Below are 23,314 nucleotides of genomic sequence, written 5' to 3'. Positions count from 1 at the left end.
GTGGGCCTTGCGGGGACTACGTCCGCGGGCATCGACATATTGACATCTTGACGAACCGGTGACGCGGGTCGTAGCGTCTGCGTACTTACTTACTGGAAGGTTTCCTTACTATTAAGGAGGCGCAGATGTTGCGACCCCCGCGCCGGGCCGTCTGGGCCGGAGCGCTGGCGGCGGTCCTGCTCGCCGTCGCTCCGGTGACCGCGGCCCTGGGTGCCGGCAGCCTGACCGCCACGTTCGCCGCGGGCTCCGACTGGGGCACCGGGCACGAGGGCAAGGTCACCATCACCAATGGTTCGTCGGCGACCGTGGCCACCTGGCGGATCGAGTTCGACCTGCCATCAGGCACCACCATCAGCACCTTCTGGGATGCGGACGTGACCAGCAGCGGCAACCACTACGTCGCGGTCAAGAAGAGCTGGGCCGGCCCGCTCGCACCCGGTGCCACGTTCAGCTGGGGATACAACGGCACCGGGCCGTACAAGGCTCCGCAGAACTGCACGATCAACGGCGCGCCCTGCGGCGGCGGCACGACCCCCACCACTTCGGCACCGACCACCGCGCCCCCACCACGGCCCCGCCCACGACGGCGCCGCCCACCACCGCACCGCCCACCACCGCACCGCCGACCACGCCGCCGCCGACCGTCCCGCCGGCCGGCGGACGCAAGCTGGTCGGCTACTTCACCGAGTGGGGCATCTACGGCCGGAACTACCAGGTCAAGAACATCGTCACCAGCGGCTCCGCGAGCAAGCTCACGCACATCCTGTACGCCTTCGGCAACACCACGGGCGGCCGGTGCTCGATCGGGGACAGCTACGCCGACTACGACAAGGCGTACACCGCGGCGGACAGCGTCGACGGCGTGGCGGACACCTGGGACCAGCCGCTGCGGGGCAACTTCAACCAGCTCCGCAAGCTCAAGCAGATGTACCCCAACATCAAGGTGCTCTGGTCGTTCGGCGGCTGGACCTGGTCGGCCGGCTTCACCCAGGCCGCGCAGAACCCGGCCGCGTTCGCCGACTCCTGCTACTCGCTGATCAAGGATTCCCGCTGGTCGACCGTGTTCGACGGGATCGACATCGACTGGGAGTACCCGAACGCCTGTGGTCTGCAGTGCGACAGCAGCGGCTCGGCGGCGTTCAAGAACGTGGTGAGCGCGCTGCGGTCCCGCTTCGGCTCCAGCTTCCTGGTCACCGCGGCGATCACCGCCGACGGCAGCTCCGGCGGCAAGATCGACGCCGCCGACTACGCGGGCGCCGCGTCGTACCTGAACTGGGTGGCGCCGATGACGTACGACTACTTCGGCGCGTTCAACGCGCAGGGTCCCACGGCCCCGCACTCGCCGCTCTACTCGTACAGCGGGATTCCGCAGGCGGGCTTCAACGCCGACGCGGCCGTGCAGAAGCTCAAGAGCAAGGGGGTGCCGGCCAGCAAGCTGCTGCTCGGCATCGGCTTCTACGGCCGGGGGTGGACCGGGGTGACCCAGTCCGCACCCGGTGGGTCGGCCACCGGCGCCGCACCGGGAACGTACGAAGCGGGCATCGAGGACTACAAGGTGCTCAAGAACACCTGTCCGGCCACCAACGTGATCGCCGGGACGGCGTACGCGCTCTGCGGGAACAACTGGTGGAGCTACGACACCCCGTCGACCATCGGCGGCAAGATGTCGTACACCAAGACGCAGGGGCTGGGTGGCGCCTTCTTCTGGGAGTTGTCCGGTGACACCGGCAACGGCGAGTTGATCGGCGCGATGTCCAGCGGTCTGAGCTGACGGCGGACCCCACAGGGGCCTCCTTCCCCGCCGCGCGGCGGGGAAGGAGGCCCCCTCCGGCTACCCGGGGCGTTTCACCCGGCCCGGGCTCGTTTGTCGGACTTTCCCGCCGACCCGGGCCCGGCGGGTGGTCGGTTGCCCGAACGGTGTGGCACACTCGCCGCTCGATGGAAGCGCGATGTTCCGCCAAGGAGCGCCCGATGGTCCTATCGACGTCCCGGCCGGCCCGGCTCGCCGCCGTGCTCCTGATCACACCGCTGGCCCTGGCCGGATGCAGCCTCGGCGGCGGTGCCGACGAGGGGGGATCGGGCGCCGGCCAGCAGGCGACCGAGGACGCCGGCCAGCGGGCCCGGGAGCGGGTCCAGGCGTACCTGGACGCGATGAAGGCCAAGGACGTGGCGGCCGGCCGCGAGCAGCTCTGCGCGCCGCTCCAGGAGACCTTCGACAAGGCGGCAACCGGGAGCAGCGGCGACTTCGCCAAGCACTTCACGGTGACCGAGGCGGAGATCGTCGACGTCAGCTCCGACAACGGCTGGGAGCGGGTCGAGAGCACCGTGACGGTGGAGGTGAGCGGGAAGTCGCTCAGCCGTTCGGTCAGCTTCGCGGTCACCTCGGTGGACGGCGCGTGGTGCATCGGCAAGGAGGAGCCGGCGGCCACGGCCGACCCGGACGGGTCCGCGGACCCGGACGTCAGCGCCGAGCCGTCCTCCTGAACCGGTCCGGCGCCGCGAGCCGGGGGCTCCCACAAACCGGAACGGTCACCCTCGGTGCCAAGGCCCGGTTCCGGTCGCCGTACGCTTTCTGGCATGCGCCATGAGTGGCACCAACTGAGCTACCCGGATGTGGCCAATCCCGGCCTGCGGACCACCCGCCCGACCGCGGACTCGGCGGAGGACGCGGCCCTCGGGCTGGACCGCTGGGAGGACCTGCCCCGCGCTCAGACGCCACCCTGGCCCGACCAGGCCGCGGTGGCCGACGTGTGCAAGATCCTCCAGAACGTGCCGTCGGTGGTCGCGCCGTACGAGGTGGACCTGCTGCGCGAGCGGCTGGCGCGGGTGTGCGAGGGCAAGGCGTTCCTGTTGCAGGGCGGCGACTGCGCCGAGACCTTCACCGACAACACCGAGAGTCACCTGCTGGCCAACGCCCGCACCCTGTTGCAGATGGCCGTGGTGCTCACCTACGGCGCCTCGCTGCCGGTGGTGAAGGTGGCCCGGGTCGCCGGGCAGTACACCAAGCCCCGCTCGCTGCCCACCGACGCCCGCGGCCTGCCGGCGTACCGCGGCGACATGATCAACTCGCTGGAGGCCACGCCGGAGGCCCGGGTCGCCGACCCGCAGCGCATGATCAGGGCGTACGCGAACTCGTCCTCGGCGATGAACATGCTCCGCGCGTACCTCGTGGGCGGCCTGGCCGACCTGCACGCCGTGCACGACTGGAACAAGGGCTTCGTGAAGAGCTCCCCGGCCGGCGAGCGGTACGAGGCCATCGCCCGGGAGATCGACCGGGCGCTCGCGTTCATGCGGGCCTGCGGGATGACCGACGACGAGGCGCTGCGGACGGTCACCCTCTACTGCTCGCACGAGGCGCTCGCGCTGGAGTACGACCGCGCCCTCACCCGGGTCGCCGGCGGCCGGGCGTACGGGCTGTCCGGCCACTTCCTCTGGGTGGGCGAGCGGACCCGGCAACTGGACGGCGCGCACATCGACTTCGTGTCCCGGATCGCCAACCCGATCGGGGTCAAGCTCGGCCCGACCACCTCGCCGGACGAGGCGATCGAGCTGTGCGAGAAGCTCAACCCGGAGAACATCCCCGGCCGGCTCACCCTGATCAGCCGGATGGGCAACCACCGGGTCCGCGACGCGCTGCCGCCGATCGTCGCCAAGGTCACCGCGTCCGGGGCGAAGGTCGTCTGGCAGTGCGACCCGATGCACGGCAACACGCACGAGTCGTCAAACGGGTACAAGACCCGGCACTTCGACCGGATCGTGGACGAGGTGCTGGGCTACTTCGAGGTGCACCGCGGCCTGGAGACCCACCCGGGCGGCCTGCACGTCGAGCTGACCGGCGAGGACGTCACCGAGTGTCTGGGCGGCGCCCAGGGCATCGAGGATCTCGACCTGCCCGACCGGTACGAGACGGCCTGCGACCCCCGGCTCAACACCCAGCAGTCGCTGGAGCTGGCGTTCCTGGTCGCCGAGATGCTGCGCGGCTGACCCGCGACCGGGCCGGGCCGCACCGGCCGGCGGCGAACCCGCCGGCCGGACCCATGGAAGGGGTGCGATGGTGGTTGACCTGCGTTCCGACACGGTGACCCGGCCCAGTGCCGGGATGCGTGCCGCGATGGCCGAGGCCGAGGTCGGCGACGACGTGTACGGCGAGGATCCGACCGTCGCGGCCCTGGAGGCCGAGGTGGCCGCCCTCCTCGGCCACGAGGCGGCGCTCTTCGCCCCCAGCGGCTCGATGGCCAACCAGATCGCGCTGCAACTGCTCGTCCCGCGCGGCGAGGAACTGCTCTGCGACGCGGACGCGCACGTCGTGACGTACGAGATCGGCGCCGCCGCGGCGATCGGCGGCATCTCGACCCGGACCTGGCCGGCGGCGGGCGGACAACTGGACCCGGACGTGGTGGCCGGCATGGTCCGCCCGGACGGCTACTTCGCGGTGCCCACCCGGGCCATCGCCGTCGAGCAGACCCACAACCGGGCCGGCGGCGGGGTGATCCCGCTGTCCACCCTGCGCGAGCTGCGCCGGGTCGCCGACGCCGCCGGGGTGGGGCTGCACTGCGACGGCGCCCGCATCTGGCACGCGCACGTCGCCGACGGCGTCCCGCTCGGCGAGTACGGGCAACTGTTCGACACGCTCTCGGTGTGCCTGTCCAAGGGGCTGGGCGCACCGGTCGGCTCGCTGGTGGTCGGCAGCGCCGACCGGATCGAGCGGGCTCGCTGGATCCGCAAGCGGATGGGCGGCGGGATGCGCCAGGCCGGCGTGCTCGCCGCCGCCGGCCGGTACGCGCTGCGCGAGCACATCGGCCGGCTGGCCGACGACCACGAGCGGGCCGCCCGGCTGGCCGAGGCGCTGGCGCCGAGCGGGCTGCTGGGCTACCCGGTACGGACCAACATCGTCCCCCTGGACCTGACGAAGGCGGCGCTGGACGCGCACGCCCTCGCGGCGGCGGCCCGGGAACGCGGCGTGCTGGTCTCGGTGCTCGGTCCGCGTACCGTCCGCCTGGTCACCCACCTGGACCTGGACGACGCCGGCCTCGACCAGGCGATCGAGGTGTTGACCGGCATCGTGTCCGGCTGACGGGCTGACGGGCTGACGGGCTGACGGGCTGACGGGCTGACCGCCGTCGGTCCGGCCGTCGCCGGTCCGGCCGTCGCCGGTCCGTCAGTCCCGCAGCCGCTTCAGGATGGCGATGTCGGCGGCGTGTCCGACGTGCCGCTCGGTGGGCGTCTCCACCAGCACCGGAATCCCGGCCGTCGCGGGGTGCGTCATCAGCTCCGCGAACGCCGGTTCGCCGATGCCGCCCTTGCCGATCGACTCGTGCCGGTCCCGGGTGGAACCGCACAGGTCCTTGGAATCGTTCGCGTGCACCAGCCGCAACCGGTCCGGGCCGACCGTGGCCACCAGCTCGTCGAGGGTACGGGTCATCCCGCCCTCGGCGGACAGGTCGTGCCCGGCGGCCCAGGCGTGGCAGGTGTCGAAGCAGACCCCCAGCCCCGGATGCCGGTCGACCGCGTCCAGGTACGGGCCGAGCTGCTGCACCCGGGCCGCGAGGGAGCGGCCGCCCCCGGCGCTCGGCTCGACCAGCAGCATCGGGCCGCCGCTGAGCGCGGTGGCGTCCAGCAGTGGCAGCAACGCCTCGCGTACCTGGCGCAGGGCCCGCTCGGCGTGGCCGGCGTCCACCGCGCTGCCGGCGTGGAACACCACCCCGGCCGCGCCGATCGCGGCACCCCGGCGCAGCGCGTGCGCCAGGGTGTCCACCGAGCGTTGCACCGTGTTCGGGGTCGGCGAACCGAGGTTGACCAGCAACGAGGCGTGGATGAACACCGGCAGGCCGCGCTCGGCGCAGCCGTCCCGGAACAGTGCGTCCTGCTCCGGATCGCCCTCGGGCAGCGCCCAGCCCCGGGAGTTGCCCACGTAGACCTGCACCGCCTCGGAGCCGGCGGCGTCCGCGTACGGCAGCGCGGCCCGGGCCAGCCCACCCGAGGTCGGGGTGTGCGAGCCCACCGGTCGCCCGCCGCCGGTCCGTGCCTCGCCGGCCGTGCCGTCGGTGCCGGCCGTGCCGTCGCTGGTGCCGGGCCCGGGCGTACGGGCCGTCACAGGCACAGGATTGTCACCTCACTGCCCGGCGGCACCTGCGAGTTCTCCGGCGGGTTCTGGTTGCGGACCGTGCCGTTCGGGTTGATCTGCACGTTGGGACTGAGCTGCGCCTGCTGGAGCGTCTGCTGCGCCTGCTGGCAGGGCATGTCGACCACCCGGGGCACGACCACCGCGGCCGGACCCTTGCTCACCTTCAGCTTGATCTCGGCGCCCTTCTCCACCCCGGTGCCGTCGGCCGGGCTCTGCTCGATCACCTGATCCTTCGGCTTGTCCGAATCGACGTACTGCTCCACCGAGACCAGGCCGAGCTGCCCGAGTTCCGCCCGCGCGTCGCCGATGCCCTTGCCGACCAGCGCCGGTACGGACAGCGGCGCCTTGCCCTTGCTGACCGTCACGGTGATCTGGACACCCGGCTTCACCTGGGTGCCGACCTTCGGATCCAGGGAGATCACCACGCCGGCCGGCAGGTCGTCGCTGAACCGGTCCGAGCCGCGCTTGACCACCAGGTTGAGCCGTTCCAGGGCGGCCTGGGCCAGGTCGAAGGTCTGCCCGGCGACGTCGGGCACCTCGTAGCGCTCCGGGCCGAGGGACAGCACCAGCGTCACCGTGCCGCCCTTGACGATCCGCGAGCTGACATCCGGCGACTGGCTCAGCACGACGTCCCGGGGCACCTTCTCGTCGTACCGCGGGGTGCCGAACCGGATCGTCAGGCCGGCGCGGGCGGCCTGCGTCTCGGCCTGGCTCTTGGACATGGCCGTCAGCTTCGGCGCCACCGTGTACCGCCCGAAGCCGAACCACCAGCCGCCGAGGACCAGCAGGAGCAGCACCACGGTGGCCACGGCGATCACGCCGACCCGGTTGTGTTGGTCGGTCAGCAGGCCGGCCAGGCCGGTCCGCAGCCGGTCCCCGGTGCCGGCCGGCTGCCCGCCGTGCCGAGCGCCGGAGTGGTCCGACCGCCGCTGCGGCGACCGGTCCGCCGGGGACGTCCAGCCGGTGCGGCCCGAGTCCCGGACCGCGGCCATCGTCATGGTCGGCTGGTCGATCTTGCGCAGCACCGTGGTCTGTGCCGAGCCGATGGTGCCCAGATCCTCCCGGACCTGCTGAACCTCGGCCAGCAGGGCGCCCGCGTCGGTGGGCCGGGCGCCCGGGTCGCGCCGGGTGGCCCGCAGGACCAGCTCGTCCAGCGCCGGGGGCAGACCGGGGGCCAGGCTGGACGGCCGCGGCACGTCCCGGTCGACGTGCTGCCAGGCGATGTCCACGGCGCGGTCGCCGTCGTACGGGACCCGCCCGGTGAGCATCTCGAACAGGACGATGCCGGCCGAGTAGACGTCGGTGCGCGGGTCGGCCCGACCGTCGGTGACCAGCTCCGGGGCGACGTACGCGACCGTGGCCATCAGCCGGCCGCCCGCGTCGTCCTCGGCGGACGCCTCGACGGCCCGGGCCAACCCGAAGTCGGCGACCTTCACGACGCTGTCCACCAGGTTGGCCATGCCGCCGCTCGGCGCCTCGGCCACCAGCACGTTCTCCGGTTTCACGTCCCGGTGCACCAGCCCGGCGCGGTGCGCCGCCGCGATGGCCGCGAGCGCCTGCTCGAAGATGGCCAGCGCCTCGGCCGGGTCCAGCCGGTGCCGCTCGGCCAGGATGTCCCGCAGGGTCCGGCCGCGCACGTACTCCATGACCAGGTACGGCAGGCCGTGGTGCATGCCCTGGTCGTACACGGCCACCACGTTCGGGTGGGTGAGCCGGGCGATGGTCTTGGCCTCGTCGGTGAACCGCGCGACGAAGCCGGCGAGCTGCCCGGATCCGCCCGAGGTGGGCGACGAATGAATGATTTTGAGCGCGACGGTGCGTTCGAGTCGCTCGTCGGTGGCGGTGTAGACCGTCGCCATGCCACCGCTGGCCACGCGGGAGCGGATGCGGTAGCGCCCGTCGACCAGCGAGCCCAACAACGTGTCGGCGGTCTGAATGTCCATCGGAAGGCAGTCTATGTCCAGTGGGGGTGGGGGCAGAACAGGATGCCACAGGCACTGTCCGATGATTGGCATCCCCCACCCGAGCAGCGCGGCTCCAACACGGGGGAGACCGTTGGCGCCGGTGGTCGGCGGCGTGCGAGGGTGGAGGGGTGAGCGAACCGATCTCCACCGCGACCGACCGGCCGGCAGCCGCCGCGCCGGAGGGCTGGCTGACGCTGCCCGATGTCGCCGAACTCCTGGACCTGCCCATCACCCGGGTGCACCGGATGATCCGCGAGGGCCAGATGATCGCCGTGCCCCGCGACGGGGTACGCCGGGTGCCGGCCGAACTCGTGGCCAACCGCACCGTGCTCAAACACCTCCCCGGCATCCTCACCCTGCTACGCGACGCCGGTTACGACGACGAGGAGATCGTGGGCTGGCTCTACCAGCCCGACGAGACGCTGCCCGGCACCCCGGCGGTCGCCCTCGGCGGGGATCGCGCCCGCGAGGTGAAGCGACGGGCCCAGGCACTGGGCTTCTGACGGCGGCAACCGGTGCGGCACCTCGGCTACCTTACGGTCCTGGCCGGCTGCGCCGGTTGCGCGCTCTGGCTGGAACCGGTGCTGCGGGTCAACGTGCTGCGCCGGTGGCGCCGCCTGCTGCTCACCATCCTTGCGGTGGTGGCCGTCTTCTCGCTGTGGGACCTGGCGGCCATCGCCGCCGGGCACTGGACGTTCGACCCGGAGCAGACCACCGGGGTACGGCTGCCGGGCGGTCTGCCGGTGGACGAGGTGCTGTTCTTCGTCGTGGTGCCGGTCTGTGCCATCTGCGGCTTCGAGGCGGTGCGCGCCGCCCGGGGCTGGCTGGCCGGGGACGAGCCCGAGCCGGACCCAGAGGCCGGGCGGACGGACTCGCCGGGTTCCGTCGGGTTGCCGGGTCCGGCCAGTTCGCCTGGTTCGGCCGGTTCGCCTGGTTCGGCCAGTTCGCCGGGTCCGGCCGGTTCGTCGGGTCCGGCCGGTTCGCCGGGCTCGGGGAGTGCGGCGAACCGGCTGTCGGGCGGGCCGGCGGCGGACCGGCGGTGAGGCGGGGATGACGTACACCACGGCGGCCGTGCTGGGCGTGGCCGGTGCCGTCCTGGTCGACCTGGCGGTACTGCGGACCCGACTGGTCCGCCGGAGGGTCTTCTGGGCCACGTACCCGATCGTGGTCTTCTTCCAGTTGATCTCGAACGGCATCCTGACCGGCCGGAACATCGTCCGGTACGACCCGGCGGCGATCATCGGGCTGCGCCTGGTGTACGCCCCGGTGGAGGACCTGCTGTTCGGGTTCGCCCTGGTCCTGTTCAGCCTGTCGGTCTGGGTCTGGCTGGGGCGCCGGGGCGTCCAGCGCACCCCGGCCGCCGGCACGGGCAGCCCGCTGCTCCGGTTGCTGCACCGCCGCCGTTCCCGCTGAGCGATGTCGACGGCGCGCCGTGAGTCATACGCCAGGTACCTCAAGCGGGCGGTTTGAGGTACCTGGCGTATGACTCACCGCTGATGCCGGCCCGCGGCGCCACCGCTATCCGGTGCGTCGCCGCCATCCGAGGACGCCGAGGGTCAGCACGAGCAGCGTGTCGAACAGGGCGCCCGGAAGTTTCGTGAGCACCGCGATGCCCAGCCCGTCGGGCAGCACCAGGAAGGCCAGCACCACCGTCACCAGGCCAAGCCGGCGGAGCCGGCGCCGATCGTCGCTGCGCCGGTAGCTCAGTGCCGCCGGCAGCACCGCGAGCGGCGCGAGGACGTACCAGGGGTAGAACACCGGAGACAGCACGGCCAGCGCGGCGAGGCTCACCCCGCAGGCCAGCACGATCGTCCGGCTGGCCGCAGCGGCCGGGTCCAACCCGCCCCGCTCTGTCGGCCCGCCCCGCTCTGTCGGCCCGCCTGGTCCGTCGGCGTCTGTTGGTCCGTCGGCTTCGGCCGGTCCGTCGGCGTCTGTTGCTCCGTGTGCTTCGGCTGGTCCGTGTGCTTCGGCCGGTCCGTCGGTGCCGGCCGGTCGGCCGGCTTTGGTCGCCCGGGCCGCCCGGAACAGCGCCACCGCGCCGACGGCGAGCAGAGCCAGCAGCCCGAGCCCACGGGCAACGGTCACTGCGGTGCCGGCGGCGTCGGGCCGGCCGGCCAGCCGGAACAGGTAGCCCGCCGTCATCCCCAGCCCGGTGGGCAGCGAGGTCCACTGCACCAGCCGGCCGGTGTCGGACAGCGCGCCGACCCAACCCAGGTCCAGGCCGGTGGCCAGGCTCAACACCCCGAACGCCGGGATCGCGCCGGCCAGCAGCGCCACCGCCGACCACCCGACCGCGGACCACGGGGGTGCCGCCCACGAAGGTGCCGCCCTCGGCCCACCCCGGCGGGCCGGTGCACCGTCGCCGCCTCGCCGGGGTGGGCCGAGGGCGCCGAGCAGGATCGCGAACGGGATCCCGACAACCGCGGTGACCTTCACCGCCGCGCCGAGCCCCAGCAGCACGCCCGCGACGAGCAGCAGCGGCCAGCCGCGCGGACCGCCGGCATCAGCCCGCGTGTCGGGACCACCGGCCTCGCCACGTCGAGGCGCCCATCCGGCGACCGCGCCAGGTCGAGGTGCCCGCGCGTCGGCCGCCTGAGGCGTCCGGGCGGCGGCCGCGAGCGCGAGGCCGGCCACCAGCAGCCCCACCATCGGCCCGTCGTTGTGGGCGCCGCCCACCAGGTGCAGGGCCGCCACCGGGGAGAGCAGTCCGAGCCAGACCGCCGCCCGACCGTCGGCGCCGCAGGATCGGGCCAGTCGGGGCAGTGCCGCGGCCGCCAGCAGCCACCCGGCGAGGGCCACCAGCCGGAACAGGACGACCGCCGTCACCAGTTGGCTGTCCGCGGTGCCGGCCACCGCGCGGGCCGTGGCCACCACCAGACCGGCCAGGGCCACCGCCAGCGGCCCGTACGGGGTGGGGGTGTCCCGCCACAGTTGCGGCACCGCGCTCACCCACGGGCAGCCGCCGCCCGCGGCTCCGGTGCTGTACGGGTCGGTGCCGTCCAGCCAGAGCGTGCCCTGGCAGGCGTACGCGTAGACGTCCCGGCTGGCCAGGGGCGGCGTGGCGAGCAGCGGCAGCGCCCACAGCGCGCCGATGAGCAGCAGCCCGCGTACCGGGACCGCGGCTCGGCCGCGGCCCGGCGTTCCGGCCTGGCTGCCCGGCGCGCCCAGTCGCCACCAGGCGGCGGCGAACACCGCCAGCCCGACCAGGCAGGCGGCCAGTCCCGGCCAGTAGCCCGGGCCGGCGGTCGCGCCCCGGACCGGGCTGCCGTCCGCCGCCCCGGGCAGCGCTCCGGCGCTCCAGCCGCCGGCCGCGAGCAGCGTGCTGCCGGCGAGCCCGAGCAGTACGGTGCCGACCGGCACCCGGGCGGCGGTGTCGCTGGCCGCCCCGGCGGCCCCGGCGGCCCCGGCGGCCCCGGGCGGTGGGTCAACGCCGGCCGTCCCGGGCGGTGGGTCAACGCCGGCCGTCCCGGGCGGTGGGTCAACGCCGGCCGCCCCGGGCGGTGGGTCACCGCCGGGTGCCGCTGGCACGCCCGCCGCCGCGGCCATCGGCGGCTCAGTCGGCCCGGTGGGCGGCCACGTGGGCCAGGTCGACCAGCACCTGCTCCGCCTCGGCGTCCAGTCCGGCGCCGGTCAGGGCGGCCACGGCCGCCTCGGCCAGCGTCACGATCCGCCGCTCGGTCCGGGACAGCGCCCCGCTGTCGCGGATCACCTGCCGCAGCCGGTCCACCAGGTCCGGGCCGAGGCCCGGGTCGCCGAGGTGGTCGGCGAGCAGCTTCCGCGCGGCCGGGTCCGCGGTCTCCAGCGCCGCCGCCACCAACCAGGTGCGCTTGCCCTCCCGCAGGTCGTCGCCGGCGGGTTTGCCGGTCTGCCCCGGGTCGCCGAACACGCCCAGGATGTCGTCGCGCAGTTGGAACGCCTCACCCAGCGGCAGCCCGTACCCGGAGTAGGCCCGGCGGATCGGCTCGGCCGCGCCGGCCAGCGCGGCGCCCAGCAGCAGCGGCTGCTCCACCGTGTACTTCGCCGCCTTGTACCGGGCGACCTTGCTGGCCCGCTCGACCGAGGTGTCCCCGCTGACCTGCGTGACGATGTCGAGGTACTGCCCCACGGTGACCTCGGTGCGCATCTCGTCGAAGACCGGCCGGGCCTGGATCACCACGGCCGGATCCAGCCCGCCGCCGTGCAGCAACTCGTCCGACCAGACCAGGCTCAGGTCGCCCAGCAGGATCGCCGCGGCCTCCCCGAAGGCGTCCGGGTCGCCCGCCCAGGCCGCCGCGCGGTGCCGGTCGGCGAACCGCCGGTGCAGGGCCGGCTCGCCGCGCCGGGTGTCCGAGCGGTCGATCAGGTCGTCGTGGATGAGCGCGCTGGCCTGGACGAACTCCAGCGCCGCGAGGCTCGTCACGAGCTGGTCGGAGTCCTGGCCGCCGGCGCCCCGGTAGCCCCAGTAGGCGAAGGCCGGCCGCAGCCGCTTGCCGCCGCCGAGCACGAACGCCTCCAGGGCCTCGGCGACCGGCAGCAGCGCGTCGTCCACGCCGGCCATCCACCGGCGACGTTCGGACAGGAACTCGGCGAGCGCCTTGTCGACCCGCTGCCGGAGGCCGGCACGGTCGATCGGTGGGATGGGGGCTGCATCGGTCACGCCATGACGCTATCCGTTCCCTCCGCTGGACGCCGTCGTGGGCTGGCACTCGACCAGCCGTACCGGCCGGGGCAGCCAGACCCGGATCGTCCGGGCGGCGTCGAGGTGCCGCCGCACGCAGGGCCTGGCGCGGTGTACGGACAGCCGGGGCCGCAGCCGCGCCAGCTCGGTCGCGGCGTGCACCGAGCCGGAGCGCACGGCGCACAGCAGCGCGGCGTCGGCCGCCGCGCAGGCGCGTTCGACGTCGCCGAGCTGGAGCCAGACCCGGGCCCACCAGGCGCCGTACACGGCCCGGCCGCGTGGCCCGGCGCTGCGGCGTACGGCCGCGGCGAGCAGCGGCTCGGCCAGCTGTGCCCGGCCCAGCGCGGCCAGGCAGCGACCGGTCATGGCCGACAGCTGCGCGGCGTCCAGCCAGCGCAGCCAGCCGGGCTCGGAAGCGAGGTCCCGGCCGGCGGCGGCGCGGCCGGCCGCGGCGAGCGCCGCGCCGGCCAACTCCGGCCGGCCGTCGAGCGCCGCCGCGAAGGCCAGCCGGTGCAGCAAGAGGGCGTGCATCCCGGCCGGGCCGGCCGGCCCGAGCCCCGCCCGGCCGATCCGGGCCAGCAGCAGCGCGGTCACCGCGTCGCCCCGGCCGGCCAGCAGATGACTCGCGCTGGCCAGCACGTACGCCCCGAGCGCGTGGTCCCGCGCCGCGCCGGCCAGGTCGAGTGCCCGGCGGTACGCGGACAGCGCGGTGATCTCGTCGCCGGCGTCGGCGGCCAGCCAACCGGCCAGCTGGGTCGCCTCGGCGGCGGTCCGCAGCTCCGGACGACCGGCGTCGGGCCGGCGGGCCGGGTCGATCAACGGACCGAGCCGTTCCCGGCCGAGCGGGCCGAGGTCGACGCCGCCGACCAGGACGGCGAGCCGGCGCAGCGCGGCCAGTTCCGGCGGCCCGGCCGGCGGGGCCGACCCGGTCGGCCCGGTCGGCTCGGTGCCGGTGCTCGCGGTCGGCCCGGTCGGCCTGGTCGGCTCGGTGCCGGTGCTCGCGGCCGGCGGCGCGGCCCCGGTCGTCGGGGCGGCTGCGCCGGTCGATCGGGTGACCGGCGGCGCGGCCCCGGTCGTTCGGGTGGCCGGGGTGGCTGCGCCGGTCGCCGCGGCGAGCCAGCCGTGCGCGGCCCGGACGAGCCGGCGGATCTCCCGGAGCAGCCCCGGGTCCGGGCCGGGGTCGGCCGCCGCGGTCCGGCTGGCGGCGGCCGCTGCGGCCAGTTCCTCGGCCGGGATGGCCAGCACGGCGGCGAGCCAGCCGAGCCAGAAGTCGGCCGGGATCCGCCGCTCCCGTTCCCACCGGCTGACCTCGTGCCGGGTGATCGTCGGAAGGCCGGCGGCGGCGCAGAGCCGCTCGGCGAGGCCGAGCTGGCTCCAGCCCCGGGCGGTGCGCAGGGCGACCAGCAACGGACCCAGCGTGGGCGGCCCGGCGGCGCGGTCGGCCGGGGGCTGTCCCGCGGGCCGGCGCGGCGCGGTGGATGGGCGGTGGCTCGGTGCGGACATGTCGGGCACGGTCATCGGCGATCCTCGGGTGTGACTGGTCGGTGCCGACCCCCGGTCCGGCGGCACCGCGTGGGGTGGCGGCGCCGTCGGATCTTCTTTGTATCGGCCCGGTACGACGTTTCCCCGCCGAGCCGGTCGAAGGGGGGGCCAGGAAGCGGGAATGTTCCGGCGGCTTCAGGGTCATCGTGACAGTTCGTTGACCAGGGTCAAGTTATCAGGTCAACTCTCTAGCGTCCCTGGCATGGACCTGGTGGGCGCGCACGAGATCAGGGAGATGCTGGGCGGCATCTCCAAACAGCGCGTCCATGTGATCACGTCACACCGCAACTTCCCGGAGCCGATCGCCGTACTGGCGATGGGGAAGGTGTGGCGGAGATCCGACGTCGAGGCGTGGATCCGCCAGCACCGGCCCGACTCGGCCGGCGGCTGAGCCGAGGTGACGGGGGCGCGACACACAGTGTGGGACGCGAGTGGTTTCGACGGTTCCGGGCGGTAGGGTCGCGACGTGGCCCTCGGTCTTCCTTCCGTCCTGCCCCGGTCGCAGCCGTCGATCGGGGAGCTGGTCCGTTGCGGCCCGACCTTCTCGTTCGAGTTCTTCCCGCCCAAGACCGCGGACGGCGAGCGGCTGCTCTGGCAGGCGATCCGGGAGCTCGAACCGCTGCTCCCGTCGTTCGTCTCGGTCACCTACGGTGCCGGCGGGTCGAGCCGGGACACCACCGTGGCGGTCACCGAGCGGATCGCCACCGAGACCACCCTGCTGCCGATGGCGCACCTGACCGCCGTCGACCACTCGGTTGCCGAACTGCGCAACGTGGTCGGCCGGCTGGCCGCCGTGGGGGTCCGCAACATCCTCGCGGTCCGGGGCGATCCGCCGGGCAACCCCAACGGCGAGTGGGTGCAGCACCCGGCGGGCGTGCTGTACGCCGAGGAACTGGTCCGGCTGATCCGGGAGGCCGGCGACTTCAGCGTCGGGGTGGCGGCCTTCCCCTACAAGCACCCGCGCTCGCCGGACATCGAGGCCGACACCCGCAACTTCATCCGCAAGTGCCGGGCCGGTGCCGACTTCGCGATCACCCAGATGTTCTTCGACGCCGACGACTACCTGCGGCTGCGCGACCGGGTGGCCGCGGGTGGCTGCGACACGCCGATCCTGGCCGGCGTCATGCCGGTCACCCAGATGGGCACGATCGAGCGGTCGGAGAAGCTGTCCGGGGCGCCGTTCCCGCGTCACCTGGCCGAGCGGTTCGACCGGATCGCCGACGACCCGGTCGCGGTGCGCCGGCTCGGCATCGAGGTCGCCGACGAGATGTGCCGCCGGCTGCTCGACGAGGGCATCCCGGGCATCCACTTCATCACCCTCAACCGTTCCACGGCGACCCGCGAGGTCTGGCACCAACTGCGGGACTGAGCACCCCCGCGGCACCTGACCCCCCGGACGCCGGGACACCGATCCCGGGACCCCGACCCCGGGACCCCGGACCCAGGACCCCGGGGCACCGACACCGCGGGGCAGGGTGCACCGTTGAGGGTGTGGTGGGCACACCGATGAGCTGGAACGAGTACGCGACCACGTGGTCGCGGCTGCACGGCGGGTTCGACCCGCGGGCGGCCACGCCGGTGGTGCGCGGCTGGATCCGGTCGGCCTACCTGCTCGGGTACGTCCTGGGCAGACTGCACGTGTCACCCGGCGCGGTCACCGCGGCCGGCGTGGTGATCTGCCTGGCGGTGCCGGTCACGGCCGCCGGTTCGGCCGCGGGTGCCCTGGTGGCCGCCGGTCTGGTGCTGCTCGCCGGGGTCGCCGACAGCGCCGACGGCGCGGTCGCGGTGGTGACCGGCCGCGCCAGCCGGCTCGGGTACGTCTACGACTCGCTCGCCGACCGGGTCGGTGAGGGCGCCTGGTTGGCCGCCTTCTGGCTGGTGGGCGCGCCCGGCCCGCTGGTCGTGCTGGCCGGCGGGATCTCCTGGCTGCACGAGTACGTCCGTGCCCGGGCGGTTTCCGCGGGGATGAAGGAGATCGGCACGGTGACCGTGGGGGAGCGGCCCACCCGGGTGGCGGTGGCCGTGGTCGGGCTGCTCGTGGCGGGCGTCGCGGGACTCGTCGAGCCGGATCTCGCGGCCGGCGCGATGACCGTGGTGACGGCAATCTGGGTGCTGCTCGCCGGCTTCGGTATCGCCCAGCTCCTGTCCGTGGTCCGGCGCTCCCTGCGCTGAGCTGGGCGACCGTCGGGAAACCGCGCGGGAGCCATGCCGGGTCCGCGACGACAACCGGGCCGAACAGCCGGGGTCCGTGACGATACCGGGGTCCGCGACGACACCGGGGTCCGCGACGACACCGGGGTCCGTGACGACAGCCGGGTCGGCAACGACAGCCGGGGGCGGCCCGCGAACCGGGCCGGGCGGTCAGGCCGGGCCGATGGCGTCGGCGACGATCTGGGCGGACAGCGTCACCATCGGCAGCCCGCCGCCCGGATGTGTCGAGCCGCCGACCAGGAACAGCCCGTGCGCCGGCGCGCGGTTGGCGGGCCGGAGCAGGCCACCGGCCGTACCGTAGATCGCCCCGCCCGGCGCGCCGGTGGCGCCGGCCAGGTCGGCGGGGGTGCGGATCTCGGAGAAGACCAGCCGGTCGCGCACGTCCATGCCGCGTTCGGCCAGCACCGCCAGGACCCGGTGCGCGTACGCCTCGGCGAGGCCCGGCCGGCGCCAGTCCACCGCGCCGGTCGAGGTGCCCTGCCGGGCCGCGTTGACCAGCACGAACCATGCCTCGTGCCCGGCCGGGCGGACCAGCGGATCGTCGGCCACCGTGACGAACACCGTCGGGTCGGCCGCCGGCCGGGCCGGCCGGCCGCGTCCCGGGTCGCCGAACACCGCGTCGAACTCGGCGTCGTAGTCGCGGGGGAAGAACACGGTGTGGTGGGCCAGCCCGGACGAGCCGCGCACCCCGAGCAGCAGCACGAAGCCGGCGAGGCTGCGGTCGGCCAGCCGGGCCAGCCGGCCGGGGGTGGGCAGCAGGTCCCGGTAGACGCTCAGCGCGTCCACGTTGGCCACCACCACGTCCGCCGGGACCCGGGTGGCCGCGCCGGCGAGGCGTACCCCTGGACCCGGCCGCCCGCGGCGTCGATGGCGGTCACCGCGGCGCCGGTCTGCACGACCACGCCCAGGTCCAGGCAGCGGGAGAGCAGGGCGTCGGCGAGCCCGCCCAGCCCGCCGCGCAGGTACCAGCCGCCGAAGGTCAGCTCGGCGTACGGGATCGCGACCAGCGCGGCCGGGGCGCGCCGCGGGTCGGCGCCGGCGTACGTGGCGTACCGGTCCAGCAGGGTGCGCAGCCGCGGATCGCGCAGGTACCGCCGGCCCAGCCCGCGCAGCGTCCGGCCCGGGGCGACCGCGGCCAGGTCGCCCAGCCGCCAGGCCAGCGGGGCCAGCGAGCGCGGCGAGTCGATCGGGTTGCGCAGGATGTCCCGCCAGGAGGCGTCCCAGACCCGGTTGGCGCGCCGCCACAGCCGCCGCCAGTCCTCGGCGGCCGCGGCCCCGAGGGCGGCGCCGATCCGCTCGGCGAAGGTCGCCGGGTCGGCGCAGGAGTCCAGCACGCCGCCGTCGGCGAACCGGTGCCGGACGATGGGGTCCAGCGGCACCAGGTCGAGGTATTCGTCCAGTTTGGCGCCGGTGGCCTCGAACAGTTCCGCGAACACCTGCGGCAGGGTCAGCAGGCTGGGGCCGGTGTCGAAGCGGAAGTCGCCGTCCGGGGTGTGCCGGGTGTACCGGCCGAGCTTGCCGCCGACCGTGTCGGACCGCTCGAACACCGTGACGTCGTGTCCCGCGGCGGCCAGCCGGGCGGCCGCGGCCAGCCCGCCGACCCCGGCCCCGATGACGACCACCCGACTCACGACCACCCCCATGCGGCGTGTTGCGCGGGAACCCCTCCTCGACCGGACCGAAGAGGGGCCGCTCCGCGCCGGGCCTCAGCGCCCGGACCTCACCGCACCGGCCGGCCGCGCCAGGACAGCCGGCGCGCCCTGCGCAGATGGTACGACCGGAACGTGAGCCAACCGAGTAACGCGACCGACACGGGATGTGCCAGCGCGTCCGGCCAGCACCGGCCGCCGGTGCGGCGGGCGCTCAACACCCGGCCGGCCACCCCGAGCAGGTAGCCGGCCAGCGCCAGCAGCGCCACCGGTACCGCCCCGGCGAGCGCGGCGGCCACCGCCAGCAGCGGCGGCGCGGTGTAGAGCGCCAGCAGCGCCGCCAGCACCGCGGCGGCGGAGACCGGCGAGCCGAAGCTGGCCCAGAGCGACTTGGTGTAGCCGTCCCGCAACTGCGCCCACGAGCCGTACATCCGGCACGACGCCAGCGCCGACGCGTCGGCCAGCGCGATCCGCCCGCCGGACCGTTTCACCGCCCGGGCCAGCTCGATGTCCTCCAGGATCCGGTCCCGGACCGCGGCGTGGCAGCCGGCCGCGGCGTACCCGGCCCGGTCCACCACCAGGAACTGCCCGCCGGCCGCCGCGAGCGCCGCCCGGCGCGAGCGTTCCATCGCGCGCAGCGGCAGGAAGGTCAGCCAGAGCCACTGCAACAGCGGCTGGACCAACCGCTCGCCGGCCGTCTCCGCGACGATCCGGGGGTACGGGGACAGCAGCGTCACGTCCGCCCGGCGCAACCCGGCCACCGCGGCGGCCACGGCCCGCGGGGCCAGCAGCACGTCCGCGTCCACGAAGACCAGCACCGTGGCCGCCGGGTCCGCGTGCCCGGCCAGCTGCTGGCAGGCGTACGGCTTGCCGAGCCAGCCGGCCGGCAGGGGCGCCCCGGTGACCAGGCGCGGTCGGGGACTCCCGGCGGCCCGTTCCTCGGCGGCCACCCGGCGGACCACCTCGGCGGTGCCGTCGGTCGAGCCGTCGTCCAGCAGCACGATGTCCAGTTCCGGCCCGCCGCGCTGGGCCAGCAGCGCCCGCAGGCACGGGGCGACCCGGTCGGCCTCGTTCCGCAGCGGCAGCAGCACGGCGACCCGTTCGGCCGGCCGGTCGGGGCCGCTCGGGGTGCCGCCGGCCCGGTCGCCGGCCGGGTCGGGGTCGGCCGGGGTGCCGCCGGCCGGGTCGCCGGCCGGGTCGGGTTCGGCCGGCAGCCTGCGTAGCCAGCGGCCGGCGTTCACCGCCGTGTGCGCGGTCAGCGCGGCCACCACGAGGGTGCCGGCGGCGGTCGCGGCGAGCCCGGCGGTCACCACCGCGCCGCCGCGGTACCGCCCGGCCGCGGCGCCGCCACCGTGCGGGCGAACAGCGGCACGGCGACCGTGCCCATGGCCAGCGCGCCCCAGCCCGCCGAGGCCGGCAGGCCCAGGAAGACCGCGTGGGCCAGCACGCTGGAGGCGTACGTCCACAGGTAGAGCGCGTACATCGGCGCGTCCCCGGGGCGGTCCCGGCCCGCGGCGGTCCGCCGCGCGGCCGGGCCGGCGGTCCGGTCCAGCAGGGCCATCAGCAGCACGGCGACGGCCAGCCAGCCCAGATAGTTGCCGACCGGGATGCCGGGCAGGCCGGGTAGCGCGGGCGTGCGGTCGTACCAGGTCCAGTAGCCCTCGGCGACCATCTGCGGGTCGAGGAAGACGTCCCAGGCGGCCAGCCCGATCCCGGCCAGCAGCACCCGGCGCCCGGCCCGGCCCAGCCGCCGGGTGCTGCTGGCCGGGTCGGCGCGGTTCTCGCCGGCCGCGGCGCGGTTGTCACCGGACGGCGTGCCGAGCCGGACCGAGGCCAGCCAGCCGGGCCAGGCCATCCAGGTCCAGGCCAGCGGGATGACCAGCGGCACCCCGGCCAGTTCCGGCCCGAGCGCGCCGGAGTAGCCGTACCGGCCGAACGGGAAACCGGTGGCCACCCCGAGCGCCTCGACGGCGAACCCACCGCCGGTGGTCACCAGCACGAGCGCCGCGGCCACCCGGGGACCCCGGCTGATCAGGGCATGGCCCACCGACAGCAGGTAGCCGAGCAGCACGGTGGCCACGGTGAGCCGGGCCCGGGCGGCGCCGTCGGTGAGCGGGTAGCAGATCTGGGCCAGCACCAGCGCGCCGAGCAGCAGCCACGGCAGCCGGTCCCGGCCCGCGCGCCGGCCCGCGCCGGCCGCCCGGAATCCCGCCGGGTCGGCCGTCCCGGCGGTCATCCCGGCGGCCGGTCCAGCGGCAGCTCCCGGCCCAGCACCGCGAACGAGCGCTCGTCGCCGGGGAAGTAGAAGTTGCGCAGCACGTCCACGAACCCGAACCGGCGGTACAGCCGCCAGGCCCGGGAGGTGCGCTCGTCGGCCTCGGGGGTGGACAGCAGCGTGGTCGCCCCGTCGGCGAGCCGCAGCAGCCCGGACAGTTGCCGGGCGCCCAGCCCGTGCCCCTGGGCGGCCGGCCGGACGTGCAGCTCCACCACCTCGAAGCAGTCCGGGAACCACAGCTTGCGCTGCTCGTCGGTCAGCGCGCCGAACACCTGGTCGTGCCACCACTGGCCGGGCGCGGACAGGTAGCCGTAGCCGAAGCCGGCCAGCCGGCCGTCGGTGGCGAGCGTCGCGACGGCGCGGAAGCCCGGTCGCCGCAGGTGGGTGGCGATGTAGCCGCGCCGGGCCTCCAGCAGCTCGGTGCGGTAGCCCATCGCCTCGCCGTAGACGGCCACCACGTCGTCCAGCCGCCGGGACAGGTCGTCCGGCCGCCACGGCACCAGCCTCATTCTCGTCCGCTCCTCGTCCCCGGCCGCGCGGTGTCCAGCACCGTCATTCTCCGTCCGCCGTCCCGATCATGACGGACGATCCTCCGCCAGCCAGCCCAGTACCCTCCGGTCGCCGTGCACCGTCTGCACGGCGAACCGGGCGAACAACTCCTCGGCGTACCAGCGGGCCACCGGGGTGCGGTCGATCGCGGCGCGGTGCTCCGGCCGACGGTACGCGAAGGCGAGCAGGTCGGCCGGGCTGCGCCACACGCTGACCGTGCCCTGCCAGCCCAACGGTGCCTCGCCGATCCCGAACCGGGCGAGCAGGCCGGGCGCGCCGGCCAGCGCCGCGGCGACCGGCGGCACGGACCGCCAGAAGGTGACCGCGCGGGTCGGCCGCAGCCGGGCCCGGGTCAGCGCCAGCACCGGCCCGTCGACGTGGCCGCCGGGCGGACTCCCGAACGGCTCGGTCCCGGCCCACCGGCCCCGGCTGAGCACGGGACGCAGGTCCAGCCGGGCCGTACCGGTGGCGATGCGCGCCCAGGCGCGGCCGACCGGGCTCCGCTCGAAGCCGGCCGCCCGGGTCGGATCGGCCCAGGCCACCAGGGCGGCCCAGCGGGTCGGATCGACGTCGGCGGGGCCGAATCCGGTGCCGGTCCCGGTGCCGAGCAGCTTGCCGAACCGTACCCCGGGGGTGGCCCGCAACCGGCGGGGATCGGTGGCCATCCGCAGCAGTGCCCGGGGCAGCGCGCCGCGCGTGGTCCGCCAGACGTGCAGGGTGACCAGCTCCGGAACGGCCGGCTCGGTCACGCGACCGCGGCCGGTGCGCCGGCGGTGATCCGGACCAGTTCGGCGTACGTGGTGGGGAACACCGCCCGGGGTACGCCGCCGGCCGCCCAGATCTCGTCGTACCGGTCCAGATCGGTGTCGACCAGGGTGCGTACCGGGGTGGGGTGGCCGAGCGGCGCGACCCCGCCGATGGGCTGGCCGGTGTGCTCCCGGACGAACTCCGGGGTGGCCCGCCGGAGGGCGGCCACCCCGATCCGGGCGGCCAGGCCGGCGGTGTCCACCCGGTGCGCGCCGCTGGTCAGCACCAGGAGCGGGGCGCCGTCCGCGTTGAAGATCAGTGAGTTGGCGATCTGGCCGACGGTGACCCCCAGCGCGTCGGCCGCGGCCTGGGCGGTGTGTACGGCATCGGGCAGCAGCCGGACCCGGCTCGGCTCTCCCGCGCCGTCCCGGGCCGCCGTCCGGTGCAGCGCGTCCTGTACCGCCCGCACGTTCGGATGGGACTCCATGCCCCCATCTTTGCCGGTCGCTCGGCGTGACGGGCGCCGGGTGACCGGCTACCCGGCGGCGCCCGGGGCGGTCGGGTGGGCGGATCGGCGCCGGCGTTGCGTTTTTGTCGGTGGCACGGTGTACTGTCAGCAGTAGTTAGAACGAGTGTTCGATCAAATCGTACGCTCGTGCTAGCGGGGGAGACGGTGTTCGCGGCACGGTCTTCTCCGGTGCGGTTTTCGCGAACCGCACGGGTCCGGGCAGTCGCGAGCCCGGCCCATCAGGCAGGACCGTCGTCCGCCGCCCTCCGACCCCGGGCGGCGGATGACGGGCCCGCCGGCTCGGCCGGTCGGGTGTGGTGTGGGGAAGCGTCCACATCCGACCGGCCAGCATCAACCGGTGCGTCTTCCTCCGCGCCGGCTGATTTCGGACCATGCGGCGCGCCGCCCCGAGCCAGGACCGGCCGGGCGCGACAACCCGGTGACGTGGAGGAGACAGGCCATGCCGACCAGCCCGGTGCCCACCGTGCCGGTGCACATGCTGCCGCATCGCACCCCGGCCCAGTTGCTCGTGATCGCCCGGCGTGGCCTGGTCGAGGCCGCCCAGACCCGGCCCGACGGCCTGCGCTACGCGGCCGCCCACCTGGCCGCGCTGCGGGCCGCCGCCGCGGTGCTGGCCGCCCGCGCCCGGCCCGCGCCGGCCCGGCGGCAGCGGGTCACCAGCGTCTGGGTGCTGCTCGTGACGGTCGCTCCCGAACTGGGGGAGTGGGCCTCCTACTTCGCCACCGGCGCGACCAAGCGGGCCGCCGCCGAGGCCGGCATTCCCCGGGTGGTGACCGCCCGGGAGGCGGATGACCTGCTGCGCTCGGCCGAGCAGTTCGTGACGGTCGTCGAGGACACGCTCGGGGTGCCGCATCAGCCGGCACTGGACGGCCTCGCCGCGGCCTGAGCCGGTCGCGGACGGTCCGGCGCGAAGGCGCCGGGCGCATGACGAACACCACACCGACCGGCGGCCGGGGTGCACCGCACACCGACCGGCGGCCGGGGTGCACCGCACACCGGCCGGCCGCCGGTGTGCCCGGCGGACGCGCCGGCCGGCGGCCGGGACGCCCGGTGGACGCGCCGGCCGG

At 75.1% G+C, this 23,314-nt stretch carries 20 protein-coding genes and 2 pseudogenes; 11 read left to right on the top strand and 11 right to left on the bottom strand.

Annotated features, from left to right (window positions below):
* The first annotated feature begins 125 nt into the window (after positions 1 to 125).
* From CIK06_RS20610 to CIK06_RS20595, 4 genes and pseudogenes are all read left to right on the top strand, one after another.
* A pseudogene (locus CIK06_RS20610) lies at positions 126 to 1,771 on the top strand (glycosyl hydrolase family 18 protein).
* Between the two features lie 200 nt (positions 1,772 to 1,971).
* Positions 1,972 to 2,484 (top strand): hypothetical protein, encoded by a 513-nt coding sequence (locus tag CIK06_RS20605; RefSeq protein WP_095566207.1) that lies wholly within the window; start codon positions 1,972 to 1,974, stop codon positions 2,482 to 2,484.
* Between the two features lie 93 nt (positions 2,485 to 2,577).
* Entirely contained in the window at positions 2,578 to 3,984 is a 1,407-nt protein-coding gene (locus CIK06_RS20600; RefSeq protein WP_095566206.1) for a class II 3-deoxy-7-phosphoheptulonate synthase, read from the top strand.
* Between the two features lie 67 nt (positions 3,985 to 4,051).
* Positions 4,052 to 5,074, top strand: a complete 1,023-nt coding sequence (locus CIK06_RS20595) for a low specificity L-threonine aldolase (protein WP_095566205.1) — start codon at positions 4,052 to 4,054, stop codon at positions 5,072 to 5,074.
* Between the two features lie 84 nt (positions 5,075 to 5,158).
* Here the strand turns inward: CIK06_RS20595 and CIK06_RS20590 are convergent, their stop codons facing one another.
* Positions 5,159 to 6,001: a deoxyribonuclease IV gene (locus CIK06_RS20590; RefSeq protein ID WP_095567993.1), complete on the bottom strand. Its 843-nt coding sequence runs from the start codon at positions 5,999 to 6,001 to the stop codon at positions 5,159 to 5,161.
* 89 nt (positions 6,002 to 6,090) lie between these two features.
* Positions 6,091 to 8,067, bottom strand: a complete 1,977-nt coding sequence (gene pknB / locus CIK06_RS20585; RefSeq protein ID WP_095566204.1) for a Stk1 family PASTA domain-containing Ser/Thr kinase — start codon at positions 8,065 to 8,067, stop codon at positions 6,091 to 6,093.
* 149 nt (positions 8,068 to 8,216) lie between these two features.
* On the opposite strand from pknB, the gene CIK06_RS20580 reads away from it, so the two are divergent.
* From CIK06_RS20580 to CIK06_RS20570, 3 genes are read left to right on the top strand one after another with little or no spacing between them, the layout of a single operon-like run.
* Complete coding sequence (locus CIK06_RS20580; RefSeq protein ID WP_095566203.1) at positions 8,217 to 8,591, top strand: Rv2175c family DNA-binding protein; 375 nt, start codon at positions 8,217 to 8,219, stop codon at positions 8,589 to 8,591.
* A gap of 12 nt (positions 8,592 to 8,603) precedes the next feature.
* On the top strand, positions 8,604 to 9,131 hold the full coding sequence (locus CIK06_RS30230) for a lycopene cyclase domain-containing protein (RefSeq protein WP_095566202.1): 528 nt from the start codon (positions 8,604 to 8,606) through the stop codon (positions 9,129 to 9,131).
* 7 nt (positions 9,132 to 9,138) lie between these two features.
* On the top strand, positions 9,139 to 9,501 hold the full coding sequence (locus tag CIK06_RS20570; protein WP_095567992.1) for a lycopene cyclase domain-containing protein: 363 nt from the start codon (positions 9,139 to 9,141) through the stop codon (positions 9,499 to 9,501).
* 105 nt (positions 9,502 to 9,606) lie between these two features.
* Here the strand turns inward: CIK06_RS20570 and mptB are convergent, their stop codons facing one another.
* The 3 genes from mptB to CIK06_RS32195 form a co-directional block, all read right to left on the bottom strand.
* Positions 9,607 to 11,448, bottom strand: coding sequence for a polyprenol phosphomannose-dependent alpha 1,6 mannosyltransferase MptB (gene mptB, locus CIK06_RS20565; RefSeq protein WP_157756878.1), 1,842 nt, complete (start codon positions 11,446 to 11,448; stop codon positions 9,607 to 9,609).
* Between the two features lie 193 nt (positions 11,449 to 11,641).
* A complete protein-coding gene (locus CIK06_RS20560) occupies positions 11,642 to 12,724 on the bottom strand; it encodes a polyprenyl synthetase family protein (protein ID WP_095566200.1) in 1,083 nt (360 codons plus the stop codon).
* A 9-nt stretch (positions 12,725 to 12,733) separates the two neighbouring features.
* The gene (locus tag CIK06_RS32195; RefSeq protein WP_095566199.1) at positions 12,734 to 14,263 is read right to left on the bottom strand and encodes a helix-turn-helix transcriptional regulator; all 1,530 of its coding nucleotides are present in this window, start codon (positions 14,261 to 14,263) and stop codon (positions 12,734 to 12,736) included.
* 226 nt (positions 14,264 to 14,489) lie between these two features.
* Between CIK06_RS32195 and CIK06_RS20550 the strand changes: the two genes are divergently transcribed.
* From CIK06_RS20550 to CIK06_RS20540, 3 genes are all read left to right on the top strand, one after another.
* Positions 14,490 to 14,678, top strand: coding sequence for an AlpA family transcriptional regulator (locus CIK06_RS20550; RefSeq protein ID WP_198347953.1), 189 nt, complete (start codon positions 14,490 to 14,492; stop codon positions 14,676 to 14,678).
* Between the two features lie 75 nt (positions 14,679 to 14,753).
* Positions 14,754 to 15,656, top strand: a complete 903-nt coding sequence (metF, locus tag CIK06_RS20545; RefSeq protein WP_095566198.1) for a methylenetetrahydrofolate reductase [NAD(P)H] — start codon at positions 14,754 to 14,756, stop codon at positions 15,654 to 15,656.
* A 122-nt stretch (positions 15,657 to 15,778) separates the two neighbouring features.
* On the top strand, positions 15,779 to 16,459 hold the full coding sequence (locus CIK06_RS20540; RefSeq protein ID WP_095566197.1) for a CDP-alcohol phosphatidyltransferase family protein: 681 nt from the start codon (positions 15,779 to 15,781) through the stop codon (positions 16,457 to 16,459).
* 189 nt (positions 16,460 to 16,648) lie between these two features.
* Here CIK06_RS20540 and CIK06_RS20535 read toward each other — a convergent pair.
* From CIK06_RS20535 to CIK06_RS20510, 6 genes and pseudogenes are all read right to left on the bottom strand, one after another.
* Positions 16,649 to 18,141 (bottom strand): annotated as a pseudogene (locus tag CIK06_RS20535) (phytoene desaturase family protein).
* 77 nt (positions 18,142 to 18,218) lie between these two features.
* Positions 18,219 to 19,457: a glycosyltransferase family 2 protein gene (locus CIK06_RS20530; RefSeq protein ID WP_095567990.1), complete on the bottom strand. Its 1,239-nt coding sequence runs from the start codon at positions 19,455 to 19,457 to the stop codon at positions 18,219 to 18,221.
* Positions 19,454 to 20,383 carry a carotenoid biosynthesis protein gene (locus CIK06_RS20525; RefSeq protein WP_095566196.1) on the bottom strand — a complete coding sequence of 310 codons (930 nt, stop codon included), beginning with the start codon at positions 20,381 to 20,383 and terminating at the stop codon, positions 19,454 to 19,456. The genes CIK06_RS20530 and CIK06_RS20525 overlap by 4 nt, the downstream gene beginning before the upstream one ends.
* A complete protein-coding gene (locus CIK06_RS20520; protein WP_095566195.1) occupies positions 20,380 to 20,931 on the bottom strand; it encodes a GNAT family N-acetyltransferase in 552 nt (183 codons plus the stop codon). Before CIK06_RS20520 ends, CIK06_RS20525 begins: the two co-directional genes overlap by 4 nt.
* Before the next feature lie 66 nt (positions 20,932 to 20,997).
* Positions 20,998 to 21,720 carry a monooxygenase gene (locus CIK06_RS20515; RefSeq protein ID WP_095566194.1) on the bottom strand — a complete coding sequence of 241 codons (723 nt, stop codon included), beginning with the start codon at positions 21,718 to 21,720 and terminating at the stop codon, positions 20,998 to 21,000.
* On the bottom strand, positions 21,717 to 22,205 hold the full coding sequence (locus tag CIK06_RS20510) for a YbaK/EbsC family protein (RefSeq protein WP_095566193.1): 489 nt from the start codon (positions 22,203 to 22,205) through the stop codon (positions 21,717 to 21,719). The genes CIK06_RS20515 and CIK06_RS20510 overlap by 4 nt, the downstream gene beginning before the upstream one ends.
* A gap of 481 nt (positions 22,206 to 22,686) precedes the next feature.
* Between CIK06_RS20510 and CIK06_RS20505 the strand changes: the two genes are divergently transcribed.
* A complete protein-coding gene (locus CIK06_RS20505; RefSeq protein WP_095566192.1) occupies positions 22,687 to 23,133 on the top strand; it encodes an SAV_6107 family HEPN domain-containing protein in 447 nt (148 codons plus the stop codon).
* Positions 23,134 to 23,314 lie beyond the last annotated feature (181 nt).

It is taken from the genome of Plantactinospora sp. KBS50 (genome assembly GCF_002285795.1).
In the GTDB taxonomy this organism is placed as follows: Bacteria; Actinomycetota; Actinomycetes; order Mycobacteriales; family Micromonosporaceae; genus KBS50.
This window is presented reverse-complemented; position numbering and strand designations above follow the sequence as displayed.

Bases quoted from the DNA above. Each gene is read 5' to 3' on its own strand.
- pknB (WP_095566204.1), bottom strand. From the start codon at position 8,067: ATGGACATTCAGACCGCCGACACGTTGTTGGGCTCGCTGGTCGACGGG.
- CIK06_RS20525 (WP_095566196.1), bottom strand. From the start codon at position 20,383: ATGACCGCCGGGACGGCCGACCCGGCGGGATTCCGGGCGGCCGGCGCG.
- CIK06_RS20605 (WP_095566207.1), top strand. From the start codon at position 1,972: ATGGTCCTATCGACGTCCCGGCCGGCCCGGCTCGCCGCCGTGCTCCTG.
- CIK06_RS20550 (WP_198347953.1), top strand. From the start codon at position 14,490: ATGGACCTGGTGGGCGCGCACGAGATCAGGGAGATGCTGGGCGGCATC.
- CIK06_RS32195 (WP_095566199.1), bottom strand. From the start codon at position 14,263: ATGACCGTGCCCGACATGTCCGCACCGAGCCACCGCCCATCCACCGCG.
- CIK06_RS20600 (WP_095566206.1), top strand. From the start codon at position 2,578: ATGCGCCATGAGTGGCACCAACTGAGCTACCCGGATGTGGCCAATCCC.
- CIK06_RS20520 (WP_095566195.1), bottom strand. From the start codon at position 20,931: ATGAGGCTGGTGCCGTGGCGGCCGGACGACCTGTCCCGGCGGCTGGAC.
- CIK06_RS20570 (WP_095567992.1), top strand. From the start codon at position 9,139: ATGACGTACACCACGGCGGCCGTGCTGGGCGTGGCCGGTGCCGTCCTG.
- CIK06_RS20595 (WP_095566205.1), top strand. From the start codon at position 4,052: ATGGTGGTTGACCTGCGTTCCGACACGGTGACCCGGCCCAGTGCCGGG.
- CIK06_RS20505 (WP_095566192.1), top strand. From the start codon at position 22,687: ATGCCGACCAGCCCGGTGCCCACCGTGCCGGTGCACATGCTGCCGCAT.
- CIK06_RS20510 (WP_095566193.1), bottom strand. From the start codon at position 22,205: ATGGAGTCCCATCCGAACGTGCGGGCGGTACAGGACGCGCTGCACCGG.